This is a genomic window from Vogesella fluminis (genome assembly GCF_014652335.1).
Taxonomy (GTDB): domain Bacteria; phylum Pseudomonadota; class Gammaproteobacteria; order Burkholderiales; family Chromobacteriaceae; genus Vogesella; species Vogesella fluminis.
The window spans coordinates 12,900-36,304 of the sequence record NZ_BMYP01000021.1 but is presented as its reverse complement, the minus strand read 5'-3'; the positions used below and the strand labels follow the sequence as shown (position 1 = coordinate 36,304).

The 23,405-nt window shown below is 65.4% G+C and carries 21 protein-coding genes; 10 read left to right on the top strand and 11 right to left on the bottom strand.

The window, feature by feature from the left end:
* Positions 1-20: 20 nt before the first annotated feature.
* The gene (locus IE083_RS09660) at positions 21-968 is read left to right on the top strand and encodes a Nudix family hydrolase (RefSeq protein WP_308426740.1); all 948 of its coding nucleotides are present in this window, start codon (positions 21-23) and stop codon (positions 966-968) included.
* On the top strand, positions 965-1,399 hold the full coding sequence (locus IE083_RS09655; protein WP_189353393.1) for a hypothetical protein: 435 nt from the start codon (positions 965-967) through the stop codon (positions 1,397-1,399). The genes IE083_RS09660 and IE083_RS09655 overlap by 4 nt, the downstream gene beginning before the upstream one ends.
* A gap of 341 nt (positions 1,400-1,740) precedes the next feature.
* On the opposite strand, the gene IE083_RS09650 is transcribed toward IE083_RS09655, so the two are convergent.
* Positions 1,741-2,295 carry an isochorismatase family protein gene (locus IE083_RS09650; protein ID WP_189353392.1) on the bottom strand — a complete coding sequence of 185 codons (555 nt, stop codon included), beginning with the start codon at positions 2,293-2,295 and terminating at the stop codon, positions 1,741-1,743.
* A 135-nt stretch (positions 2,296-2,430) separates the two neighbouring features.
* Between IE083_RS09650 and IE083_RS09645 the strand changes: the two genes are divergently transcribed.
* A complete protein-coding gene (locus tag IE083_RS09645; RefSeq protein WP_189353391.1) occupies positions 2,431-5,262 on the top strand; it encodes an FAD-binding and (Fe-S)-binding domain-containing protein in 2,832 nt (943 codons plus the stop codon).
* A 52-nt stretch (positions 5,263-5,314) separates the two neighbouring features.
* Here IE083_RS09645 and IE083_RS15825 read toward each other — a convergent pair whose 3' ends face one another.
* From IE083_RS15825 to IE083_RS09595, 10 genes are all read right to left on the bottom strand, one after another.
* Positions 5,315-5,683, bottom strand: coding sequence for a hypothetical protein (locus IE083_RS15825; protein ID WP_229799699.1), 369 nt, complete (start codon positions 5,681-5,683; stop codon positions 5,315-5,317).
* Positions 5,667-6,116: a 50S ribosomal protein L9 gene (rplI, locus tag IE083_RS09635; protein ID WP_189353390.1), complete on the bottom strand. Its 450-nt coding sequence runs from the start codon at positions 6,114-6,116 to the stop codon at positions 5,667-5,669. Before rplI ends, IE083_RS15825 begins: the two co-directional genes overlap by 17 nt.
* Before the next feature lie 21 nt (positions 6,117-6,137).
* Positions 6,138-6,365, bottom strand: a complete 228-nt coding sequence (gene rpsR, locus IE083_RS09630; protein ID WP_047967360.1) for a 30S ribosomal protein S18 — start codon at positions 6,363-6,365, stop codon at positions 6,138-6,140.
* A gap of 4 nt (positions 6,366-6,369) precedes the next feature.
* Entirely contained in the window at positions 6,370-6,669 is a 300-nt protein-coding gene (gene priB / locus IE083_RS09625; protein ID WP_189353389.1) for a primosomal replication protein N, read from the bottom strand.
* Positions 6,670-6,688: 19 nt separating this feature from the next.
* Positions 6,689-7,066: a 30S ribosomal protein S6 gene (rpsF, locus tag IE083_RS09620; RefSeq protein ID WP_189353388.1), complete on the bottom strand. Its 378-nt coding sequence runs from the start codon at positions 7,064-7,066 to the stop codon at positions 6,689-6,691.
* Between the two features lie 148 nt (positions 7,067-7,214).
* Positions 7,215-7,421 carry a heavy-metal-associated domain-containing protein gene (locus IE083_RS09615; protein WP_189353387.1) on the bottom strand — a complete coding sequence of 69 codons (207 nt, stop codon included), beginning with the start codon at positions 7,419-7,421 and terminating at the stop codon, positions 7,215-7,217.
* 31 nt (positions 7,422-7,452) lie between these two features.
* Positions 7,453-7,755 (bottom strand): metal-sensitive transcriptional regulator, encoded by a 303-nt coding sequence (locus tag IE083_RS09610; RefSeq protein WP_120810615.1) that lies wholly within the window; start codon positions 7,753-7,755, stop codon positions 7,453-7,455.
* A 3-nt stretch (positions 7,756-7,758) separates the two neighbouring features.
* Positions 7,759-7,881, bottom strand: a complete 123-nt coding sequence (locus IE083_RS09605) for a multicopper oxidase domain-containing protein (protein WP_229799698.1) — start codon at positions 7,879-7,881, stop codon at positions 7,759-7,761.
* 178 nt (positions 7,882-8,059) lie between these two features.
* A complete protein-coding gene (gene rlmB, locus IE083_RS09600; RefSeq protein ID WP_047967355.1) occupies positions 8,060-8,806 on the bottom strand; it encodes a 23S rRNA (guanosine(2251)-2'-O)-methyltransferase RlmB in 747 nt (248 codons plus the stop codon).
* A 62-nt stretch (positions 8,807-8,868) separates the two neighbouring features.
* Complete coding sequence (locus tag IE083_RS09595; protein WP_229799697.1) at positions 8,869-12,042, bottom strand: sensor domain-containing protein; 3,174 nt, start codon at positions 12,040-12,042, stop codon at positions 8,869-8,871.
* Between the two features lie 244 nt (positions 12,043-12,286).
* Between IE083_RS09595 and mfd the strand changes: the two genes are divergently transcribed.
* From mfd to glpD, 7 genes are all read left to right on the top strand, one after another.
* Positions 12,287-15,691: a transcription-repair coupling factor gene (gene mfd / locus IE083_RS09590; RefSeq protein WP_189353385.1), complete on the top strand. Its 3,405-nt coding sequence runs from the start codon at positions 12,287-12,289 to the stop codon at positions 15,689-15,691.
* 248 nt (positions 15,692-15,939) lie between these two features.
* Positions 15,940-16,545 (top strand): TetR/AcrR family transcriptional regulator, encoded by a 606-nt coding sequence (locus IE083_RS09585; RefSeq protein ID WP_189353384.1) that lies wholly within the window; start codon positions 15,940-15,942, stop codon positions 16,543-16,545.
* Between the two features lie 275 nt (positions 16,546-16,820).
* Positions 16,821-17,921, top strand: coding sequence for an N-ethylmaleimide reductase (gene nemA / locus IE083_RS09580; RefSeq protein ID WP_189353383.1), 1,101 nt, complete (start codon positions 16,821-16,823; stop codon positions 17,919-17,921).
* Positions 17,922-18,033: 112 nt separating this feature from the next.
* Positions 18,034-18,972: a diacylglycerol/lipid kinase family protein gene (locus IE083_RS09575; RefSeq protein WP_189353382.1), complete on the top strand. Its 939-nt coding sequence runs from the start codon at positions 18,034-18,036 to the stop codon at positions 18,970-18,972.
* A 301-nt stretch (positions 18,973-19,273) separates the two neighbouring features.
* Positions 19,274-20,776 carry a glycerol kinase GlpK gene (gene glpK / locus IE083_RS09570; protein WP_189353381.1) on the top strand — a complete coding sequence of 501 codons (1,503 nt, stop codon included), beginning with the start codon at positions 19,274-19,276 and terminating at the stop codon, positions 20,774-20,776.
* A gap of 114 nt (positions 20,777-20,890) precedes the next feature.
* Entirely contained in the window at positions 20,891-21,595 is a 705-nt protein-coding gene (locus IE083_RS09565) for an MIP/aquaporin family protein (RefSeq protein ID WP_189353380.1), read from the top strand.
* Between the two features lie 219 nt (positions 21,596-21,814).
* The gene (gene glpD / locus IE083_RS09560; RefSeq protein WP_189353379.1) at positions 21,815-23,341 is read left to right on the top strand and encodes a glycerol-3-phosphate dehydrogenase; all 1,527 of its coding nucleotides are present in this window, start codon (positions 21,815-21,817) and stop codon (positions 23,339-23,341) included.
* The last annotated feature ends 64 nt before the right edge of the window (positions 23,342-23,405 follow it).

The following is a 23,405-nucleotide window of genomic DNA, read 5'->3' as shown; positions in this document are numbered from 1 at the left end:
ATACCTCATCCGGGATCCCGATCATGTCTGAATCCAAACCTGTCATTTCCGTTGTCGCCGGCGCACTGATGCGCGCCGACGGCAGCTTCATGCTCGGCAGCCGCCCGGCAGGCAAGCCCTATGCCGGTTACTGGGAATTCCCCGGCGGCAAGGTCGAACCCGGCGAAACACCGCTGGCGGCACTGGTACGAGAATTCCGCGAGGAGATGGGCATCGAGGTCAGCCACGCCACGCCGTGGCTGACGCGCATCCACCACTACGAACATGCGTCGGTGCACCTGCGCTTCTTCCGCATCTGGGCGTGGCAAGGCACGCCGCAGCCGCACGAAGGGCAGTCTTTTGCCTGGCAGACGCCGGGCCATCACAGCGTCACACCGATGCTGCCGGCCAATGACCCGGTGCTGCGCTCGCTGCAGCTGCCGGATGTGCTGCAGATCAGCTGCGTCAGCGAATGCGGCCGCGACCACACGCTGGAAGTGCTGGCGCAGCGCGACAATCCGGGCTGGGTCATGGTGCGCGAGCCGCAAAAAAGCCGCGAGCAGCTGGCCGACTTTGTCGCCGAAGTGGCCGACATCGTCCACCCCAGGGGCGGCAAGCTGCTGGTCAACACCGATCCGGCATGGATCAGGGGCTGGCCGGTGGACGGCCTGCACCTGAGCGGCCAAAGGTTGGCCGCACTGGACGAGCGGCCGCCGCACCTGGCCTGGGTCGGCGCCTCGGCGCACAGCAGCGCGGAACTGGCACGCGCCGCGGCACTCGGCCTCGACTACGCGCTGCTCGGCCACGTGCAGCCTACCGCCAGCCACCCGCAACAGGCGACGCTGGGCTGGAACGGCTTTGCCCGCCTGCTGCAGAACGAGATCCCGCTGCCGGTATTCGCCATCGGCGGCCTGCAGGCGGCGGACCTGGACACCGCCCGCACACACGGCGCACACGGCATCGCGCTGATGCGGGGGGCGTGGCGATGAAGGCACTCAGCCGCAGGCAGTGGCAGTTCATCGCACTGGCACTGCTGGTATTCGCCGCGCTCAAGGTGGCGCTGATCGTCTGGTATCTGCAGCAGCGCCAGCCGGCCGCGCCGGCCGTTACCAGCATCAGCTGCAGCTCGCTGCAGCAGGGCTGCACGCTACCGGATGGCAGCATGCTGCGTGTTGACAGCATCCCGCGCCAGCGCCATCCGTTCACGCTGACATTGGGCAAGCATGGCAGCGAGGCGCCGACAGCGGAGTTCTCGATGCGGGACATGGACATGGGCTTCAACCGCTACCGCTTTGTCGATGGCGGCGATCACTGGCAGGCCCGCATCACACTGCCTGCCTGCGTCAGCGGCAGCCCCGACTGGCTGCTGGACCTGCGCCAGGACGGGCATATCTACCGTATCGCCTTCCGGGCTGAATAGAGCCGGCCAGGCTGGCACACCCTTTGCTAGATACTATCCGGCTCCACGGAGCGACAGGTGTTGTTCTTCGTTTACTGCGCAGTCCGATCGACCAAACGCTCGGTTGACGAAGTATTTTGCACAACAATGGTGCAGCAAAGCCGCCCGAATTGGTGCAATGCGCCAATTCGGGGCTTCTTTTCCGGATGGTCACACGGCGTCGCCACGACGACGTGCAGGGTTAGATAGAGGGAGAACCAGAACGGCTCAGCCGTCATCTCAACAGGCAAGGTTGGCCGCAAGCGATTGCGGCCAACCTTTTCCTTTTTGGGGCTGCCCTGCCGGCCGCTCGCTCCTCTCTCTCAGGACGGCTGCGCGCCAACCAGGTAACGCTTGCTCATCTGGCGGAACAGCTCGGTGCCGGACACCTGCAGCGCCTCGAACAGCACCATCTCGCGCGTCACCAGCACCGCGCCGGCATCGCGCATGCGCTGCAGGCCGTAGTCGCGGTTGACCTCGCCCCGGCTGGACACCGCATCGGCCACCACGAACACCTGCTTGCCGTGCGCCAGCAAATCCAGCACCGTCTGCAGCACGCAGACATGGGTTTCCATGCCGCATACCACCACCTGCGGCCGCTGCAGCAAGTCCGGCGGCAGGCACTGGCTGGCAACGCAGGAGAAGTGCAGCTTGCTCACCACCGCCGCACCCGGCGCCGCCGCCAGCAATGCCGGTGCGGTATGCCCCAACCCCTGCGGGTACTGCTCGGAAAACACCACCGGCAGCCCGACATCGTGTGCCGCCGCAATCAGCCAGCGGCAGCGCGCCAGCATCCCCTCCGCATCCAGCACCGCCGGCAGCAGTTTTTCCTGGATGTCCACCACCAGCAGGGTGGCCCGTTCCTTGTCGATCAGCATGATTTGTCCTCCATGGTTGCAAACAGCTTAACCGCTTGCCATAAACAAGGGCAAACCCCTGATGGGAAAGCGTTTGTGTTGTGGCACCATCACACCATCAAGAACAAGCCAGGCCACGGCCGCACGGAGAGTCTCATGCTGCAAGGTGCACACCGCGAATTTCATCAACGCATCCTGGAAGCCCTGCCTGCGCGACGGGTATTCAGCGACCCGCTGTCGACGCTGGCCTATGGCACCGACGCTTCCTGTTACCGGTTGACGCCGAAGATCGTCATCAAGACCGAGAATGAGGACGAGGTACGCACCATCCTGCACGAGGCCGCCCGCCTGCAATTACCCGTTACCTTCCGCGCTGCCGGTACCTCGTTGTCCGGCCAGGCGGTAAGCGATTCCATCCTGATCGTGGCCAGCCACGGCTGGAAGCGGCGGCAAGTGCTGGATGACGGCGCCGCCATCCGCCTGCAGCCGGGCGTGATCGGTGCCGAGGCCAACGCACTGCTCGCGCCGTACGGCCGCAAGATCGGCCCCGACCCGGCCACCATCAACTCGGCGATGATCGGCGGTATCGTCAACAACAACTCCAGCGGCATGTGCTGCGGCACCGCCGAAAACACCTATAAAACGCTGAAATCACTGCGCATGATACTGGCCGACGGCGCGGTGCTGGACAGTGGCGACGCCGCCAGCGTGGCGGCATTCCGCGCCAGCCACGCCGGCCTGCTGGCGCAGCTGGCGGCACTGCGCGACCGGGTACTGGCCGACGAAACGTTGGCCGCACGCATCCGCCGCAAGTACAGGATGAAGAACACCACCGGCTACAGCCTGAACGCGCTGCTGGATTTTGCCGACCCGGTGGACATGCTGGCGCACCTGATCGTGGGCAGCGAAGGCACGCTGGCTTTCGTGTCCGAAGTCACCTACCACACCGTGGTGGAGTACCCGCACAAGGCATCCGCCCTGGTGTTCTACCCCGACATCAAGGCCGCCTGTGACGCCATCCAGATCCTGGCGCAGCACAAGGACGTGGTGTCCTCAGCCGAGCTGCTGGATCGCGCCAGCCTGAAATCGGTAGAAAACAAGGCCGGCGTACCGGCATTCATCAAGACGCTGGGCGACGGCGCCGCCGCCATCCTGATGGAAACCCGCGCCGCCAGCCCGGAGGCGATTGCGGCCAACGTGGCCGCCATCAGCGGCTTCATCACCCACATCGATACCGCAACCGGCATCCGCTTCACCAGCGACGTGGCCGAGTACACACAATACTGGAACATCCGCAAGGGCATGTTCCCCAGCGTCGGCGCCATGCGCGCGGCCGAGACCACGGTGATCATCGAGGATGTGGCCTTCCCGATCGAGCATCTGGCCGAAGGCACGCTCAAGCTGCAGGCGCTGTTCAGGCAATACCGCTACCACGAAGCGATCATTTTCGGCCACGCGCTGGAAGGCAACCTGCATTTCGTGTTCACCCCCAACTTCAGCGGCCCGGAAGAAATCGCCCGCTACGAAGCGTTCATCGAAGCGGTATGCCAGCTGGTGGCGGTGGAATACGAAGGCGCGCTGAAGGCCGAACACGGCACCGGCCGCAACATGGCGCCGTTCGTGGAAATGGAATGGGGCCCGGCCGCCTATCGCCTGATGCAGGAAATCAAGGCGCTGCTCGACCCGCAGGGCATCCTCAACCCGGACGTGATCATCACCCGCGACAAGCTGCTGCATGTGCGCGACCTGAAGCCGATCCCGGCAGCCAACCCGCTGATCGACAAATGCATCGAGTGCGGCTTCTGCGAGGTGATGTGTCCCAGCCGCGCCCTGACCCTCACCCCGCGCCAGCGCATCGTGGCCAACCGCGAAATGGCGTTGCTGCAGAAAACCGGCAACAGCGAGCGCCTGGCCGAAATACAGGCCGCCTACCAGTATGCCGGCATCGACACCTGTGCCACCTGCGGCCTGTGCGAAACCGCCTGTCCGGTTGGCATCAACACCGGCAGCCTCACCAGCCTGCTGCGCCAGGCCAGCCTGAGCGATACAGGCCGTACCGTGGCCGATACCCTGGCCGACAACTTCGCCACCGCCGCCAGCAGCGCCAGGCTGGGACTGAAGGCGCTGGACACCCTGCACGCGGTAGCCGGCGATGCCGCCACCGGCGCCATCATGCGCAGCCTGCGCAAGGTGGTTGGCCGCAAGATCCCGCGCTGGACACCGTACTTCCCGCGCGCTGCCGGCAAGCTGCGGCTGGCCCCCGGCCGGGATGGCAGCACGCGCAAGGTGGTGTACCTGCCGTCCTGCCTGACCCGCACCTTTGTCCCCTCCGCCAAGGCGCCGGATGCACGGCCACTGAACGAAGTGGTGGCCTCGGTGCTGACCAAAGCCGGCTACGCACTGATCTACCCGGACAACCTCGCCAGCCTGTGCTGCGGCACGCCGTTCAAATCCAAGGGCGCCATCGATGCGGCACAGAAGAAGGTGCACGAGGTGGAAGCCGCGCTGCTGGCCGCCAGCGACAACGGCCGCTGGCCAGTGATCATCGACAACGGCGTGTGCACCGCTGCACTGCTGGATGGGGTGCAGGACCCGCGCCTGCGCATCCTCGACGTGACGACTTTTGTACAAGAGGAAGCCGCGCAGTACCTGCAATTCAGCCCGCAGGACGAGACGGTGGCACTGCACGTGGTGTGCTCGATGAAGAAAAAGGGCCAGTCCGCCACCCTCAACGCGCTGGCACGGCGCTGCGCCAGCACGGTCATCGAGCCGGCCGGCATCACCTGTTGCGGCTTTGCCGGCGACAAGGGCTTTTCATACCCGGAACTGAACGAAAGCGCGCTAGCCGGCCTCAAGGAACAGGTCGCCGGCTGCTGCGGCGGCTTTTCCACCAGCGCCACCTGCGAGATCGGCCTGTCCGAACACGGCGGCATCCCCTACCAGCACCTGATGGTACTGGTAGACAGGGCAAGCCGGAGCGCCGGCTGATACGACCCGCCAACGGCAACGCCCCGCACTACAGGCGGGGCGTTTTGCTTGCTCAGCGTTTGCCGAAGTGATACGGCGACAGCTTGTAGTACGGGTTCAGCGGATGCCAGCCGGATAGCACCTTGCCGTTGTGAAAACGCGGCCGGATCGCGCCGCTGACAAAGGCCAGCACGCCACCAAACAGCGGAAAAACAAAAAATAATAACAATACCGCAGCAATTACCAGTTCCATCATCGCGCCCTCCATTGATCTGTTGGCATTATGCGCCAAGCGGGGCAAACGGGCGTTCGAGAACAGGACATTGACGTTGTGCAGTGCGACATAAATCGGCGTCGCCGGCAGGCCGCCATGAAAAAAGCCGCCCGAAGGCGGCTTTTCTTTGTTGCGGGCAGTGCTGTCTTGCTTAAACGGCAGGAACAACCACAACCTTGATCGCAACCACAACATCGTGATGCAGGGCGATTTCAACGTCGTACTCGCCGATGGCCTTCAGCTGGCCGTTTGGCAGACGAACTTCGAAACGCTTGATGGCAACGCCAGAAGCGGTAACGGCTTCAGCGATGTCAACGTTGGTTACGGAACCGAACAGGCGGCCGTCAACACCGGCTTTTTGTGCGATGGTAACGGTAGCTTCGTTCAGTTTTTCAGCGCGGACCTTGGCGTCTGCCAGAATTTCAGCCTGTTTGGCTTCCAGCTCGGCACGGCGAGCTTCGAATTCTTTCAGGTTGGCGTCAGTTGCACGCTTGGCTTTGCCTTGTGGGATCAGGAAGTTACGGGCGTAGCCGTTCTTCACGTTTACCACGTCACCCAGGGTACCCAGGTTGGCGACTTGTTCGAGCAGAATGATTTGCATCTTGTCGGTCCTTTCCCGGTCTTAGTGCTGGTCAGTGAATGGCAGGAAAGCCAGGAAGCGCGCGCGCTTGATAGCTTCTGTCAGTTGACGCTGGTAGCCAGCCTTGGTGCCGGTGATACGAGCCGGGATGATTTTGCCGTTTTCGGCGATGAAGTCTTTCAGCAGATCGACAGACTTGTAGTCGATTACTTTGATGCCTTCCGCGGTGAAGCGGCAGAACTTCTTGCGCTTGAAGAGTTGACGTGCCATTTGATTAACCTTTTACAAATTCAACGTGTTCGATATGCAGAACCAACCGGGGATTACGTAAACTACGCTGACTGAGAAAACCGGTGCAATGCACCACATTTCCTGCCATCTTTCCTGCCATTTTTCTGGCACCTTCCCCCAGCAGCACAGCCTGTATTTCACAGACCACATCACGTTCCAGGTTGGCCGCACTTTGGCGGGATTGATGTCTGAGCCACATTTCCAGTACCGGCAAGCCGGCGGGCGTGCATCTCAGCGAGTCTTCGCGTTCGACCGTAGCGGTCAGTTCAATTCGGTTCTGCAAGGAATCGGTTACCTGCCGATTAGGCAGTAACTTCAGCCTCGGCTGCAGCTGCCTGGTTATCCAGCAAGCTCTTCGCCTTTTCGTCCTTCATCATCGGGGATGCTTCGACGATAGCGCGATTCATCTTGATGGTCAGGTGACGCAGAACGGCGTCGTTGAACTTGAAGGCGTGTTCGATTTCAGCCAGGGTCTCTGGTGCGCATTCAACGTTCATCAGCACGTAGTGAGCCTTGTGAACTTTCTGGATCGGGTAAGCCAGTTGACGACGGCCCCAGTCTTCCAGACGGTGAATCTGACCGCCAGCGTTCAGGACCATGCCCTTGTAACGCTCGACCATGGCGCCAACCTGTTCGCTCTGATCCGGATGGACGATGAACACGATTTCGTAGTGCCGCATGTGAACTCCTTGTGGCTATAAAACCCTTCGTCATGCGAAATAGCGAAGGGCAAGGGTTAAAAGCTGAAGATTGTACGGACTTATGCGCCGTGCCGCAATGTCGCGGCACGTATTGCGTGCTTTTGCCGTGCCGTCTGTGGCAAAGCGCTCAGCCGATCACGTCAAAACCGGCGTTTTCGATGGCGTTGCGCAGTGCGCCCTCGTCGGCCTGGCCGTCGTGCTGCACGCTGACGCGCTTGCTGTCCAGATCGACCTCCACCTCGGCCACGCCGGGCACGCCGGCCAGTGCCTTCTTGATGCTGTTGGCGCAGCCGCCGCAGGTCATGCCGTCGACGGTCAGAATCAGGTTTGCCATATCGTTCTCCAGTACGGATATAAAAGTTGCGTTAACGCATTTTCTTGAGCAGGGCCATCACCTCGGCGATGGCCTCGTCGCTGTTGCCTTCGTTCACCGCACGGGCCACGCAGCCCTTGAGGTGGCTTTCCAGCAGCTGCTGCGCCACCGCGTCCAGCGCCGAGCGCGCGGCGGCGATCTGGGTCAGCACGTCGACGCAGTAGCGGTCGGCGTCGATCATGCCGGCCACGCCGCGCACCTGCCCTTCCAGCCGCGCCAGCCGTTTCAGCAGCGCCGCCTTGTCCGGCTGCACCACACGCTTGTCGCTGCAGCAGTCATGTTGCGAGTCGTCCATGGTTTACCTCGGCAAAAAGTCGATTTGCGCCATCATGCCCTGGTCTTCGTGCTCCAGGATGTGGCAGTGATACATGTGCAGGCCGGCCAGCACGCTGCCGGCCTGCCGGAAAAAGCGACGCGCCATGACGGGCTCCTGTTCAATGGCCATCATCTTATACCCCCATAAGGTATATAGGCAATCACCGCGCGCGCGGCAACAAGTTCAGGCTCACGGCTAGTCATGGCGCAAGGCAAGGCAACAAAAAGGCCGCAACGCTTGCACGTTGCGGCCAACCTTGTCGCGTATCGCGCGCGGCGGCGGTTTACGACGCCTTCAGCACCCGCTGGCGGCGACTTTCGGACAGCACCATGCCGGCGGACACCGACACGTTCAGGCTCTCCACGGTGCCGAACATCGGGATCGACACCAGCACGTCGCAGTGTTCGCGCGTCAGGCGGCGCATGCCCTCGCCCTCGGCGCCCATCACCCACGCCAGCGGACCGCTGCCGTCGAAGTGGTACAGGTCGGTGCTGCCTTCCATGTCGGTGCCGGCGATCCACACCCCGGCGTCCTTCAGGTCGCGCAGCGTGCGCGCGAGGTTGGTGACGGTGATGTAGGGCACCACTTCGGCCGCGCCGCAGGCCACCTTCGATACCGTCGCGTTCAGCGTCGCGGAGCGGTCTTTCGGCGCGATCACCGCGTGCGCGCCCATGGCGTCGGCCACACGCAGGCAGGCGCCGAGATTGTGCGGATCGGTCACGCCGTCGAGGATCAGCAGCAGCGGCGGCTCGGACAGGTTTTCCAGCACGTCGTCGAGGGTGACGAAGTTCTGGTTGGCGTCGATCATCGCCACCACGCCCTGGTGGCGCGCCTTGCCGGTCATGCTGTCCAGGCGCTCCTTGTCGACGATGTGCGCCTTGACGCCCTCGGCGGCGGCCTTCTCCAGCACCGCCTGCGCGCGCACGTCCTGACGGCCGCCGGCCAGAAAGATTTCCAGTACGCTTTTCGGGTTTTGCCACAGGCGGGCATTGACGGCATGGAAGCCGTGAATGAGTTTCTTGTTGCTCATGAGGCATCACCAGTAAAAATCAAGCGCGCATTGTAGCGCTTTATTCGCCCGCGCATGACGGCTCAGGCCAGGCTGGCCTGGCAGCGCTGCTGGTGCATGAGCAGCCAGCCGCCAAGGTTGGCCGCCGGCAGCGGCTTGCTGAAGTAGTAGCCCTGCAGGATGGCGCAGCCGTTGCGGCGCAGGAAGGCGCCCTGCTCCGCGGTTTCCACGCCTTCGGCGATCACCGTGTAGTGCAGCTTGCGCGCCATGGCGATGATGGCCTCGGTGATGGCGGCGCTGTCCTCGTCACCGGGCAGGCCCTCGATGAAGGAGCGGTCGATCTTCAGGTAATCCAGCGGGAAGCGCTTCAGATTGGACAGCGAGGAGTAGCCGGTGCCGAAGTCGTCGATCGACAACTTCACCCCCAGCGCCTTCAATTCGCCCAGCAGCAGCACCGCCTCCTGCGGGTTCTGCATCAGCATGCTCTCGGTGATCTCCAGCTCCAGCCGCGAGGGTGCCAGCCCGGTCACCGCCAGCACGTTATTGACCTCGGACAGCAGCGTCTGCTGCTCGAACTGGCGCGCCGACAGGTTCACCGCCAGCCGCGGAATGGCCAGCCCCTGCGCGTCCCACGCCATCATCTGGCGACAGGCTTCGCGCAGCACCCAGGCACCGATAGGCTTGATCAGCCCGGTTTCCTCTGCCAGCGGAATGAAGCGCGCCGGCGACACCAGCCCCAGATGCGGATGGCGCCAGCGGATCAGCGCCTCGACGCCGACCAGCTGGTGATCGTCGCCGGCCACCTGCGGCTGGTAGTGCAGCTCGAACTCGCCGCGCTCCAGCGCCTGACGCAGGCCGCTTTCCATCAGCAGGCGCTCGAAGGTCTGCGCATTCATCTGCGCGTCGAAGAACTGGTAGGTGTTCTTGCCGGCTTCCTTGGCGCGGTACATCGCGGCGTCGGCATTTTTCAGTAGCGAGGCGGCGTCGATGCCGTCGTTGGGGTAGACGCTGATGCCGATACTGCCGCTGACGAACACTTCGTGGCTTTCCACCCGCATCGGCCGCGCCAGCGCGTGCAGCACCTCTTCCGCCATCCGCGCCAGCATCTCGTGGTTGTCGAAGTCGCGCACCAGCAGGGTGAACTCGTCGCCGCCCAGGCGCGCCACCATGCCGAAACGCTCCGCCGCCTGCAGCAGGCGCGCCGCAATCTCGTGCAGCACCTCGTCGCCGGCCTGGTGGCCGAAGGAGTCGTTGATCAGCTTGAAACGGTCGAGGTCGATGAACATCAGCGCCATGGCCGGCAGCGCTCCGTCCGGATTGGCGATGGCGCCATCCAGCGCCTCGATCAGCGCCGAGCGGTTCGGCAGCCGTGTCAGCGGATCATGACTGGCGAGGAACTGCAGCCGGTCTTCCGCCTGCTTGCGGCCGGTGATGTCGGAGAACACACCGACGTAGTGGGTGAGCCTGCCGTGCAGATCGCGCACCGCGCTGATCGACAGCTCGGCGGTATACGGCTCGCCGCACTTGCGGCGGTCAAACATCTCACCCTTCCAGAAGCCTTGCTGGCCGAGGGCGTCGATCAGGGATTTGTTGCGCTCGCGGTTGGCGGTTTTCAGCATGCGCGAGGTGCGGCCGATGGCCTCGTCGGAGGCAAAACCGGTGATACGGGTAAAGGCCTGATTGACCATCACCACCGCGCCGTCACCATCGGTGACCAGGATGCCTTCGGTGGCGTTGTCGAATACCGTTGCGGCCAACCTCAGCTCAGCGTTGGCGGCCACGCGCTCGGAGATGTCCATCACCACGCCGATGATCGCCTTCTTGCCCTGGTAGTCGAACAGCCGGCTGTGGACCTCGACATCGACGGTGTCGCCGCTCCGGTGCAGCAGGCGCGTGGTGTAGTGCATCACCTGGATATTCTCGCGCAGACGGCGATAGATCTGCTGACGGATGCGCTCGTCCTCGCCCGGTATCAGCACCGAGGCGATCGGGCGGCCGAACAAGTCCTCCGCCGCGTAGCCGACCAGGTCGGACAGCTTGGGGTTGACGTAGACCAGGGTGTCGCCCTGCACGATGTAGATGCCGATCAGCGACTGTTCCACTACCGCGCGGTACTTCTCCATCGCCTCGTGACGCTGGCGTTCTTCCTCCTCGCGCTGGCTGATGTCGACCGAGATGCTGCCGACGCCGGCCGGCAGGCCGTCGCTGTCGAACAGCGGGAACACGCTGGACAGCATCAGGTAGTGCTTGCCGCCGCTGCTGACGCGCTGCTCGAACTGGCGCGACTCCAGGCTGTGCATCACCTGCAGGTCGTGGCCATTGATGCGCGCCGCCTCGTCGGCATCGAATACATCGAGCGAGGTCTTGCCCTTGAAGTGCTCGGCCGGCAGGCCGAACAAGTGGGCAAAATTGAGATTCACCAGCAGGTAACGGCCGCTGTTGTCCTTCAGCGTCATCAGGCTGGTGCTCTGGTTGAGCAGGGATTCGAACTGCGCGCGCACGTCACGCAGCAGGCGTTCGCGGCGGCGGTAGAGATCGCCCGTCACCGCCACGCCGCACAGCAGGCCGCCGCACAGCGCCATGGTCAGCGCCGCCGGGGTCTCCTGCAGCACCGCCCAGCCCGGCACCGCCAGTTGCAAGGGCAGCGTCAGCAGCAACAGCACCAGCAGCAACAGACCGCTCTGGCCGGCACTGCCATAGCGCGGCGCGGCAAACACCAGCAGCGGCAGCAGCAAAATCAGGCTGTATAGCAATGGCGGCCGGCCCGCCGGCAGCCACAGCAGCGCAAAGCCGCCGGCCATGGCACAGCCCAGCCACAGCGCACGCTGCTGCATCGCCGCGCCTGGCGCCGGCGAAAACAGCAGGCCGCAACACAGCAGCAGCGACAGCCACGCCAGCGCAAACCAGCCCGGCCACTGCAGCGGCGAAGCCGGCGACGCGAGCGCCAGCGGCAGCACGATCAGGAGCGCCGGCAGGCACAGGCGCAGCATCAGCCGCTCGATGCCGAAGGCGCCATACAGGCGGAAATGGCGCGGCGGCAGCACCCGGCGCAACACCAGCAGCGGCAGGCACAGCGTGCTCGTCCACAGCAGCGCCGGCAGCGGTGGCAGCAGCCACAGCGCGACAACAGCGCCCGGCACGCACCAGGCAAGGCCGGCACGCAGGCCGGCGCTGCCGGTGCGCCACGCCAGCGCGCCGTGCGACAGGAACATGGCCGGCAACAACGGCGCGGCCAACTGCGCGGGCCACGCAGACATGCCGGCCACGAAAACGACGAACGCCAGTACGGCGTTCCGGGTTTGTCTCTCCACTGCTCCCCTACCCTTATCAGCTGATGGCGCATGGCCTGCCGGCCCGGCAACAGGCCGGGAAGACAGGGTTTTCTGGTGAAAACGTACGCGGGTAATACCCCGGATTTTATTGATATTGGTTGGCCGTCTTGCGCGGCCCTCATCCGGTGGCGTTGTTATAATACCCGCCTCTTTGCGAATGTATAGCGATATGACCTCCTCTTTGCGATCGTGGCCCGCCAGCGGGCAAAGAACCCGGCTGGCACGGCCGGCGGGCAGTGCCGACAGCGCGCTGATTGCTGCGCTGCCGCATCCGGGACAGCCGGTTTTGATCCTCACCGCCAGCGCGCAGGACGCGCAGCGGCTGCAGGCCGAGCTGCCGTTCTTCCGCCCCGAGCTGCGCATCGCCCTGCTGCCGGACTGGGAAACGCTGCCCTACGACCACTTTTCACCGCACAGCGACCTGGTGTCGGAACGGCTGGCCACGCTGTGGCAAATCCGCAATGGCGAGTGCGACGTGGTGATCGCGCCGGTGTCCACCGTCATCACCCGCCTGTCGCCGGTCAGCTTCCTGCTGTCGCGCACCTTCCGGCTGAAGCAGAAGCAGCGGCTGGATGTGGACAAGCTGCGCGCCGACATGGTTACCGGCGGCTACCAGCATGTGTCGCAAGTGGTCGCCCCCGGCGAGTTCTCGCTGCGCGGCGGCCTGATCGACCTGTTCCCGATGGGCAGCGCGCTGCCCTACCGCATCGACCTGTTCGATGACGAGATCGACAGCCTGAAGACTTTCGACCCGGACACCCAGCGCACGCTGTACCCGGTGCCGGAGATCCGCCTGCTGCCGGCGCGCGAGTACCCGACCGACGAGGCCGGCGTCACCGCCTTCCGCCAGCACTACCGCGAGCAGATGGAGGGCGACCCGTCGCGTAGCCGCATCTACAAGGACGTGTCCAACAAGCTGTGGCCGGCCGGCATCGAGTACTACCTGCCGCTGTTCTTCGACGCCACCGCCACCCTGTTCGACTACCTCGGCGCGGCGGCGGGCGTGATCGTGCACGGCGACGTGCTGGCCGAGGCGGAAGGCTTCTGGCGCGACGCGCAGAGCCGCTACAACATGGCCGGCGGCAATCCGGAGCGGCCGGTGCTGCCGCCGGGCGAACTGTTCCTGCGTCCGGACGAGCTGATGGCGGCGCTGAAGCCCTACCCGCGCATCGAGCTGACCTGCGACGGCGAGCCGCAGGGCGACTACCTGCCGCTGCCCGACCTCGCCGTCGATCGCCGCGCCGACAACCCGTTGACCAAGCTGGACGACTTCACCCGCCGCTACGGCGGCCGCGTGCTGATCGCCACCGAGAGCCTGGGCCGGCGCGAGACGCTGCTGCAGTTCCTGCGCGACAACGGCATCCAGCCGCAGCCGGTGGACAACTGGGCCGGATTCCTCGCCAGCGACGGCAAGCTGGCGCTGGCCGCCACGCCGCTATTCAACGGCTTCGAGCTGCACCACGCCGCCATCGCCATCGTCACCGAGGCCGAGCTGTACCAGCACATCGCGCGCAGCCACGGCAAGCGCCGCAAGAGCGCGGCCAGCTCCGACGCCATGCTGCGCGACCTGGCCGAGGTCAAGGTCGGCGATCCGGTGGTGCACGAGGCACACGGCATCGGCCGCTACATGGGGCTGGTATCGATCGACCTCGGCGACGGCCAGACCGAGATGATGCAGCTGGAGTACGCCGAAGGCGCCACCCTGTACGTGCCGGTGGCGCAGCTGCAGCTGATCAGCCGCTACGCCGGCCGCGCCAGCGACGACGTGCAGCTGCACCGGCTGGGCAACCCGGCGTGGGAAAAGGCCAAGAAAAAAGCCGCCGAGAAGGCGCGCGACACCGCCGCCGAGCTGCTCAACCTGTACGCACAGCGCGCCGCGCGCGAGGGCCACGCCTTCACGCTGAGCCACCACGACTACGACGCCTTCGCCGCCGGCTTCGGCTTCGAGGAAACCCCCGACCAGGCCGCCGCCATCGAGGCGGTGATCGCCGACATGACCTGCGGCCGGCCGATGGACCGCCTGGTGTGCGGCGACGTCGGCTTCGGCAAGACCGAAGTCGCGCTGCGCGCCGCCTTCGTCGCGGTGATGGGCGGCAAGCAGGTGGCGGTGCTGGTGCCCACCACGCTGCTGGCCGAGCAGCACTTCCAGAACTTCAGCGACCGCTTCGCCGACTGGCCGGTGCGCATCGCCGAGCTGTCGCGCTTCAAGAGCGCCAAGGAGGTAAAGCAGGCGATGGCAGGGTTGGCCGCCGGCAGCATCGACATCGTGATCGGCACCCACAAGCTGGTGCAGCCGGACGTCGAATTCCACAACCTGGGCCTCGTCATCATCGACGAGGAACACCGCTTCGGCGTGCGGCAGAAGGAGCAGCTCAAGCGCCTGCGCGCCAACGTCGACGTGCTGACGCTGACCGCCACGCCGATCCCGCGCACGCTGTCGATGGCGCTGGAAGGCCTGCGCGAGTTCTCCGCCATCACCACCGCGCCGTCGCGGCGGCTGGCGGTGAAGACCTTCGTCAGCCCGATCGGCAACGGCATCATCCGCGAAGCGATGCTGCGCGAGTTCAAGCGCGGCGGCCAGGTGTTCTTCCTGCACAACGAGGTGGACACCATAGCGAACATGCGCGAGAAGCTGGCCGAACTGGTGCCGGAGGCGCGCATCGGCGTCGCCCACGGGCAGCTGCGCGAACGCGAGCTGGAACAGGTGATGCGCGACTTCCTGCAGCAGCGCTACAACGTGCTGCTGTGCTCCACCATCATCGAGACCGGCATCGACATCCCCAACGCCAACACCATCCTCATCCACCGCGCCGACAAGTTCGGCCTGGCCCAGCTGCACCAGCTGCGCGGCCGGGTTGGCCGCAGCCACCACCAGGCCTACGCCTACCTGCTCACCGGCGACGGCATGACCCGCGACGCGCAGAAGCGGCTGGAGGCGATACAGGCGTCGGAAGAACTGGGCGCCGGCTTCTACCTGGCGATGCACGACCTGGAAATCCGTGGCGCCGGCGAGGTGCTGGGCGAAGGCCAGTCCGGCGAGATGCAGGAAGTCGGCTTCAGCCTGTTCACCGAGATGCTGAAGCAGGCGGTGCGCGAGCTGAAGAAGGGCCGCGAGCCGGACCTCGACGCGCCGCTGGGCGTCACCACCGAAATCAACCTGCACAGCCCGGCGCTGCTGCCGGACGACTACTGCCCCGGCGTGCACGAGCGGCTGGTGATCTACAAGCGGCTGGCCACCTGCGAGGACGAGGGCGAGATCGACACCATCCACGAGGAACTGATCGACCGCTTCGGCCTGCCGCCGCAGAACGTGAAAACGCTGGTCGAAAGCCACCGCCTGCGGTTGGCCGCACGCGAGATGGGCATCCAGAAACTGGACGCCAGCGAGGTGGCGATCCAGCTCACCTTCGTGAAAAACCCGCCAATCGACCCGATGAAAATCATCCAGCTGATCCAGAGCAAGCGTAACTACAAGCTGGCCGGCCAGGACAAGCTGCGCGTGGAAAGCAGCATCCCGGACGTGGCGATGCGCATCGTGCGGGTAAAGGAGCTGCTGAAGGAGCTGGCGGTGTAAGTCTGCGTTTTCCCCGGCACGAAAGCATGCGGCCAACCTTGGCGCCAAGGTTGGCCGCAATATTACTCAGTACTGGCACCATACCTTGATCAGGGCGAGTGCATTTGCGGTTTGGCCGAAGCGGCCAGTCACACAAGCGAGAGGATCATGGCTGTTTATACAAAAATTCGGACATGCTTTTAATATTTACGCACCCCTCCCCCAACACAGTACTTGACAACAAGACGACCGGTCTAATATATAAAAACATGTCACGTCAAAGCCTATACCCCGATACCCGCGAACACATCCTGGCCGTTGGCGAGGTGCTGATTCATGGCCGCAGCTTTACCGCGCTGGGGCTGTCCGAACTGCTGGCCGAGGCCAAGGTGCCGAAGGGGTCGTTCTATCACTACTTCAAGTCGAAAGAAGACTTTGGCGTGGCGTTGCTGGCGCGCTATTTTGCCGCTTACCGCGAGCGGGTCGGCGATCTGCTGGCTGACAGCCAGCCCGGCAACGGGCGCGAGCGGCTGCTGGCCTACTTCCAGCAATGGCTGGACAACCACGCCAGCTGCGAATCGCAAAGCTGCCTGGCGGTAAAGCTGGCGGCCGAGGTGTCCGACATGTCGGAGCCGATGCGCGTGGCGCTGAGCGAGGGCATGGATGCCATCGTGCGCAAGCTGGCGGCCTGCATCCGCAGCGGGCAGCAGGATGGCTCGATCAAGCCGCAGCTGCCGGCCGATGACACCGCTTATGCGCTGTACAGCCTGTGGCTGGGCGCGGCGCTGATGTACAAGACCCAGCACAGTCTGGCGCCGCTGCAAGCGGCGATGGTCCACACCCAAGGCCTGCTGTTGCCCTGCAACGCCGCCTGAGATACGCAGTACCGTTCGCCACGGGCGAGCGGTTTTTTATGGCACAAATATAGACGACCGGTCTATTAGTAAATGAACAGAAATTGCCCGCCTGCCGCCTGCCGCCTGCCGCCTGCCGCCTGCCGCCTGCCGCCTGCCGCCTGCCGCCTGACAGCCGACAGCGCAGCGCGCGGCCAACGTTGGCCGCAAGCCGTATTACCCGAGCGCCCCTGCCTGCCGGCGGGCGTTAGCACCACCCGTACTGCCGCCTCTTTGACTGAAAAGGACCACACCCCATGCAAGCCGACAAACTGCTGACCCCGCTGCACCTCGGTGCCGTTACCCTCGCCAACCGCGTGCTGATGGCACCGCTGACCCGCCTGCGCAATACCGAGCCGGGCGACGTGCCGACCGCACTGGCGATCGACTACTACCGCCAGCGCGCCGGTGCCGGCCTGATCATCAACGAAGGCACCCACATCTCGCCGACCGCCAAGGGCTACGCCGGCGCACCGGGTATCTACAGCGAGGAACAAGTGCGCGCCTGGCGCGAGGTCAACGACGCGGTGCACGCCGCCGGCGGCAAGATCGCCATCCAGCTGTGGCACACCGGCCGCATCTCGCACAGCAGCCTGCAGCCGAACAGCGACGCGCCGCTGGCACCGTCGGCGATCCGCGCCGACAGCAACACCAATATCCGCGACGAAATGGGCCAGCTGGTACGCGAGCCCACCTCCACCCCGCGCGCACTGGAAACCGCCGAAATCGCCGACCTGATCGAGGACTACCGCCGCGCCACCGACAATGCGCGCCGCGCCGGCTTCGACCTGGTGGAGATCCACGGCGCCCACGGCTACCTGCTCGATCAGTTCCTGTCGCCTGCGGCCAACATTCGCACCGACCAGTACGGCGGCAGCGTCGAGAACCGCGCCCGCATCGTGCTGGAGGTGCTGGACGCGGTGATCGCCGAGTGGGACGCCGCCCACGTCGGCATCCGCCTGTCGCCGCTGGGGGTGTTCAACGGCCTGTCCGAGACCGACCAGCAGGAAATGGCGCTGTACCTGATCGCCGAGATCGCCAAGCGCAACATCGCCTTCCTGCACCTGTCGGAGCCGGACTGGGCCGGCGGCCCCGCGTGGCCGGACGAGTTCCGCCGTGCCGTGCGCGCCATCTACCCGCACCCGATCATCGCCGCCGGCGGCTATACCGTGGACAAGGCCGAGCGCCTGATCGGCGCCGGGCTGATCGACGCGGTGGCCTTCGGCCGTCCGTTCATCGCCAACCCGGATCTGCCGGCGCGTTTCGCCCGCGGCGCGGAACTGAACCCGCCACACCCGGAAAGCTTCTACGGCGGTGGCGCGGCAGGCTACACCGACTACCCGGCGCTGGCCGATTAAGCCGCAGCCGGCCCTGCCCCAAGGTTGGCCGCAACGCTTGCGGCCAACCTTGCGCCATTGCGCAAGCGCGCGATGGCGGCATAATGGCGCAATCTGCATCACGCTTCTTACCATGTCCCCGTCTCCGTCCGCCTCCCGCATCGTGTTCATCATCCACGGCCGTCACTGCCCGGACGGCCTGCCGCAGCAGCTGCTGCAACCGTTCCGCGACCGCTTCAGCGTCGACGTGCTGCTGACCACCTCGGCCAGCGGCGCCACCCGCCTCGCGCACGAGGCGGCGCTGTCCGGCGCGCGCTGGGTAGTCGCCGTCGGTGGCGACGGCACCGTGCACGAGGTAGTCAACGGCCTGATGAGCGTGCCGCCAGCGCAGCGGCAGCAGCTGGTGCTGGGGGTGCTGCCCAGCGGCACCGGCAACGACTTCGTGCGCACGCTGGGCAGCGGCCGCCACAGCGACGACATGCTGGCGCTGATCGCCGCCGGTCACGCCTACCCGCTGGACCTGATCCGCGTCACCACCCGCGGCAACGACGGCCAGCCGCAGCTGCGCTGGTGCAACAACATCGCCTCGCTCGGCATCAGCAGCGACATCGTGCGGCGGGTGAAGCGCCTGCCGGCGTGGCTGCCGGCCAGCGCCACCTTCTCCAGCGCGGTGCTGGCGGCGCTGCTGCGCTTCCGGCCGCGGCCGATGCGGCTGACGCTGGACGGCGAGACCATCAGCGGCCGTTTCCTGTGCCTGTCGGTGGCCAACGGCCGCTACTTCGGCAGCGGGCTGGGCATCGCGCCGCAGGCCAGCGTCAACGACGGCCTGTTCGAGCTGGTGCTGATCCGCGACGGCAACGGCCTGGATTTCCTGCGCCTGCTGCCGCAACTGCGCGCGGCGCAGCCGCTGCGCGACCCGCGGGTGCGCTACCTGCGCGGTCGCCAGCTGCAGGTGGACGGCGCGGCGGAAGACTGCCCGCTGGAGCTGGACGGCGAGCTGTGTGGCAGCGCGCCGGTCAGCTTCGAGCTGGTGCCGGCCGCGCTGCAGTGCCTGATGCCGCCGCCCGGCTGAGGCCTTGCGGCCAACCTTTGCACTGCAACATCCGCACAACGCCCGCCTTGCGCGTTTCATGCCGTTTTCCCGGCCGGAAAACGGCATTTTTGCCTTGCACCGCAACAACTTGTAGCCGCGCGACTACACCACACTCTGCACCGCAACATCCGGACTTTGTGTCAATTTTTTGACGACGCGAATTGACAGCCGCTTTGGCGGCACTACAATTCGAACGAAAGAAAAAACAACAAAATAAACACAAAAACAAACAGCAAAGAAACAACTCACAATACGGCCTGCGGCCGAGGAGACTTCTCAAATGCAAGATCAATTCATTCTGGCGCTGGATCAGGGCACGACCAGCTCCCGGGCAATCGTATTCAACCGCAGTGGCGACATCGTCGCCTCGGCACAGAAGGAATTCCGCCAGATCTACCCGCAGCCGGGCTGGGTCGAGCACGACGCGATGGAGATCTGGGCCGGCCAGGTCGGCGTGGCCGCCGAGGCGCTGGCGCGCGCCGGCATCCCCGGCAGCAAGATCGCCGCCATCGGCATCACCAACCAGCGTGAAACCACGGTGGTGTGGGACCGCGACACCGGCCAGCCGGTGTACAACGCCATCGTGTGGCAGGACCGCCGCACCGCACCGTTCTGCGACGAGATCCGCGAGCGCGGCCTGGCCGACACCATCCGCAACAAGACCGGGCTGCTGGTCGATTCCTACTTCTCCGCCACCAAGGTGCGCTGGATTCTGGACAACGTGCCCGGCGCCCGCGAGCGCGCCAATGCCGGCAAGCTGGCCTTCGGCACCATCGACAGCTGGCTGATCTGGCAGCTGACCCACGGCGCGGTGCACGTCACCGACGTGTCCAACGCCTCGCGCACCATGCTGTACGACATCCACCGCCTGCAGTGGGATGACGAGCTGCTCGACATCATGGGCATCCCGGCCAGCATGCTGCCGCAGGTGAAAAGCTCCAGCGAAGTCTACGGCTACACCCACGCCGCGCACCTGGGCGTGGCGATCCCGATCGCCGGTGTCGCCGGTGACCAGCAGGCGGCGCTGTTCGGCCAGCAGTGCACCACCCCGGGCATGGTGAAGAACACCTACGGCACCGGCTGCTTCATGATGATGAACACCGGCGACACACCGGTGCCCTCGCACAACAAGCTGCTGACCACCATCGCCTGGCAGGTCGGCGACAAGGTGCAGTACGCGCTGGAAGGCAGCATCTTCATCGGCGGCTCGGTGGTGAAATGGCTGCGCGACGGCCTCGGCATCATCAAGCACTCGCACGATGTCGGCCCGCTGGCGGCCGGGGTGAAGGACAGCGACGGCGTGTATCTGGTACCGGCCTTCGCCGGTCTGGGTGCGCCGCACTGGAATTCCGACGCGCGCGGCACCCTCGTCGGCATGACGCAGGGCACCGGCGCCGCCCACATCGCCCGCGCCGCACTGGACAGCATCGCGTTCCAGACCATGGACGTGCTGGGTGCGATGCAGGCCGACTCCGGCATCACCATCGCCGAGCTGCGCGTGGACGGCGGCGCCTGCGTCAACAATGTGCTGATGCAGTTCCAGAGCGACATCCTCGGCACCCAGGTCGCGCGACCGAAGATCACCGAGACCACCGCGCTGGGGGCGGCGTATCTCGCCGGCCTCGCCGTCGGCTACTGGCAGGGCACCGACGACATCCAGGGGCAGTGGCAGCTGGACACCCGCTTCTCGCCGCAGCTGGATACCGCCACCGTCGATCGCTATGTCGCCGGCTGGCAGCGCGCCACCCGCGCCGCGATCAGCTGGGCCAACGACGCGGCCTAAGCAAGGTATCGCGCCGGTAGCCTGACGCTGCCGGCGCGGCCAGTACCTCCCCTAATCCTGTTTTCCCGCGGCGGCAGCCAGTATGCTGCCCCGCGTTCGCGACGGAGTTTCAACATGAATCCACTATTCGGCGAATTCATCGGCACCGCGCTGCTGGTGCTGCTCGGCAACGGCGTGGTTGCCAACGTGATCCTGAAAGGCACCAAGGGCCATAACAGCGGCCTGATCGTGATCGCCTTCGGCTGGGCGATGGCGGTGTTTGTCGGCGTGTTCAGCGTTGCCGCCATCAGCGGCGCCCACCTCAACCCGGCGGTCACCGTCGCGCTGGCGGTGGCCGGCAAGTTTGCCTGGGCCGACGCGCCGGGCTATATCGCGGCGCAGATGCTGGGCGGCATGGCCGGTGCGCTGCTGATGTGGCTGATCTACCGCGACCACTTCGACCATACCGACTGCGCCGACACCAAGCTGGCGGTGTTCTGCACTGGCCCGGCGATCCGCAGCACCGGCGGCAACCTGCTGTCGGAAGTGCTGGCCACCTTCGTGCTGGTGTTCGCCATCCTCAGCATGGTGGCGCCCAAGGTGTCACTGGGCGCGATGGACGCACTGCCGGTGGCCCTGCTGGTGCTGGGCATCGGCGTGTCGCTGGGCGGCACCACCGGCTACGCGATGAGCCCGGCGCGCGATCTGGCGCCGCGCATCATGCATGCCATCCTGCCGATCAAGGGCAAGCGCGACAGCGACTGGCGCTACAGCTGGGTGCCGGTGATCGGCTCGCTGCTGGGTGCAACCTTGGCCGCAGTGGCGCACAGCGTGGCCTGAGCCTGACACGGCGGCCCGCGCCACAGCGGTGCGGCCGTCCAGACGGACTGCACTCTCCCTCGACGCCTTCGGGCGTCTTTTTTTTGCGCTAAATGAAACACAAAACAAACATTAACGATCGTTTAATGTTGCTTTTGTGTTCGTTTATATCTATCTTCTATTATTCAAGAGACAACAAGCGCCACGCCATCAGGCAGGTGCCGTTCGGAAGGAAAGCTCGTGGAAAATTATGATCTGCTCGTGATCGGTGGCGGCATCAACGGCACCGGCATCGCCCGTGACGCCGCCGGCCGCGGCCTGAAAGTGCTGCTCTGTGAAAAGGACGACCTGGCGGCGCACACCTCGTCGGCCAGCACCAAGCTGATCCACGGCGGCCTGCGCTATCTGGAATATTACGAATTCTCGCTGGTGCGCAAGGCGCTGCAGGAGCGCGAAGTGCTGCTGGACGCCGCGCCGCACATCATGTGGCCGCTGCGCTTCGTGATGCCGCACGACGCCGAACAGCGTCCGGCGTGGCTGATCCGCTGCGGCCTGTTCCTGTACGACCACCTGGCCCGTCGCCGCCGCCTGCCCGGCAGCGAGCGCATCCGCTTCGAGCGCCACCCGGCCGGCAGCCCGCTGAAGTCGCGCTACCACCAGGGCTTCGTCTACTCCGACGGCTGGGTCAACGACGCACGGCTGGTGGTGCTCAACGCGATGGACGCCGCCGAGCGCGGCGCCGGCATCCGTACCCGCACCGCCTGTATCGCCGCGCAGCGCGACGGCGACGGCTGGCTGTGCACGCTGGATGGCGAGCACGGCCGCCAGCAGGTACGCGCCCGCGCGCTGGTCAACGCCGGCGGGCCGTGGGTGCAGCAGCTGCTCGGCGGCGTGATCCACGCGCCGGCGCGCAAGGCGATCCGCCTGGTGAAGGGCAGTCACATCATCGTGAAGAAGCTGTTCGATCACGACTTTGCCTACATCTTCCAGAACCCGGACAAGCGCATCATCTTCGCCATTCCCTACGAGCAGGACTTCACCCTGATCGGCACCACCGACGTCGAATACCACGACGATGCCGCCAAGGTAAGCATCGACCGCGACGAGATCGCCTACCTGTGCGCGATGAGCAACCGCTACTTCGAACGCCAGATCGGCCCCGCCGACGTGGTGGCCACCTACTCCGGCGTGCGCCCGCTGCTGGACGACGACAGTGACAATGCCAGCGGCGTCACCCGCGACTACGCGCTGGAGCTGGACAGCGACGGCGCGCCGCTGCTGTCGGTGTTCGGCGGCAAGATCACCACCTACCGCAAGCTGGCGGAGCAGGCGGTAGACCAGCTGGCGCCGCTGCTGGGCAACACGCGCCCAAGCTGGACCGCCGGCCAGCACCTGCCCGGCGGCGACCTGCCCGGCGGCGACTTCGACGCCTTCGTGCACAGCCTGCAGCAGGCCAGACCGTGGCTGCCGCCGGCGCTGGCGATGCGGCTGGCGCGCGCCTACGGCAGCCGCGTCCATATGCTACTGGGCGATGCGGCCAACCTTGCGGCGCTGGGCGCGGAAATCCAGCCCGGGCTGTTTGAAGCCGAGCTGCGCTATCTGGTGGACAAGGAGTGGGCGACGACGGCGGAAGACATCCTGTGGCGGCGCAGCAAGCTGCGCCTGCACCTGCCGGCCGGCGCCGAGGCCGCAGTAGCACACTGGCTGGCCGCATACCGGGCAATGCCGGCCGGCAATGGCCGGCAACGACAGATGATCGCGCAATAGCCTGCAAACGTTGGCCGCACGCAAAAAAGCCCGCACGCGGCGGGCTGTCAAGGAGCAGAAACAA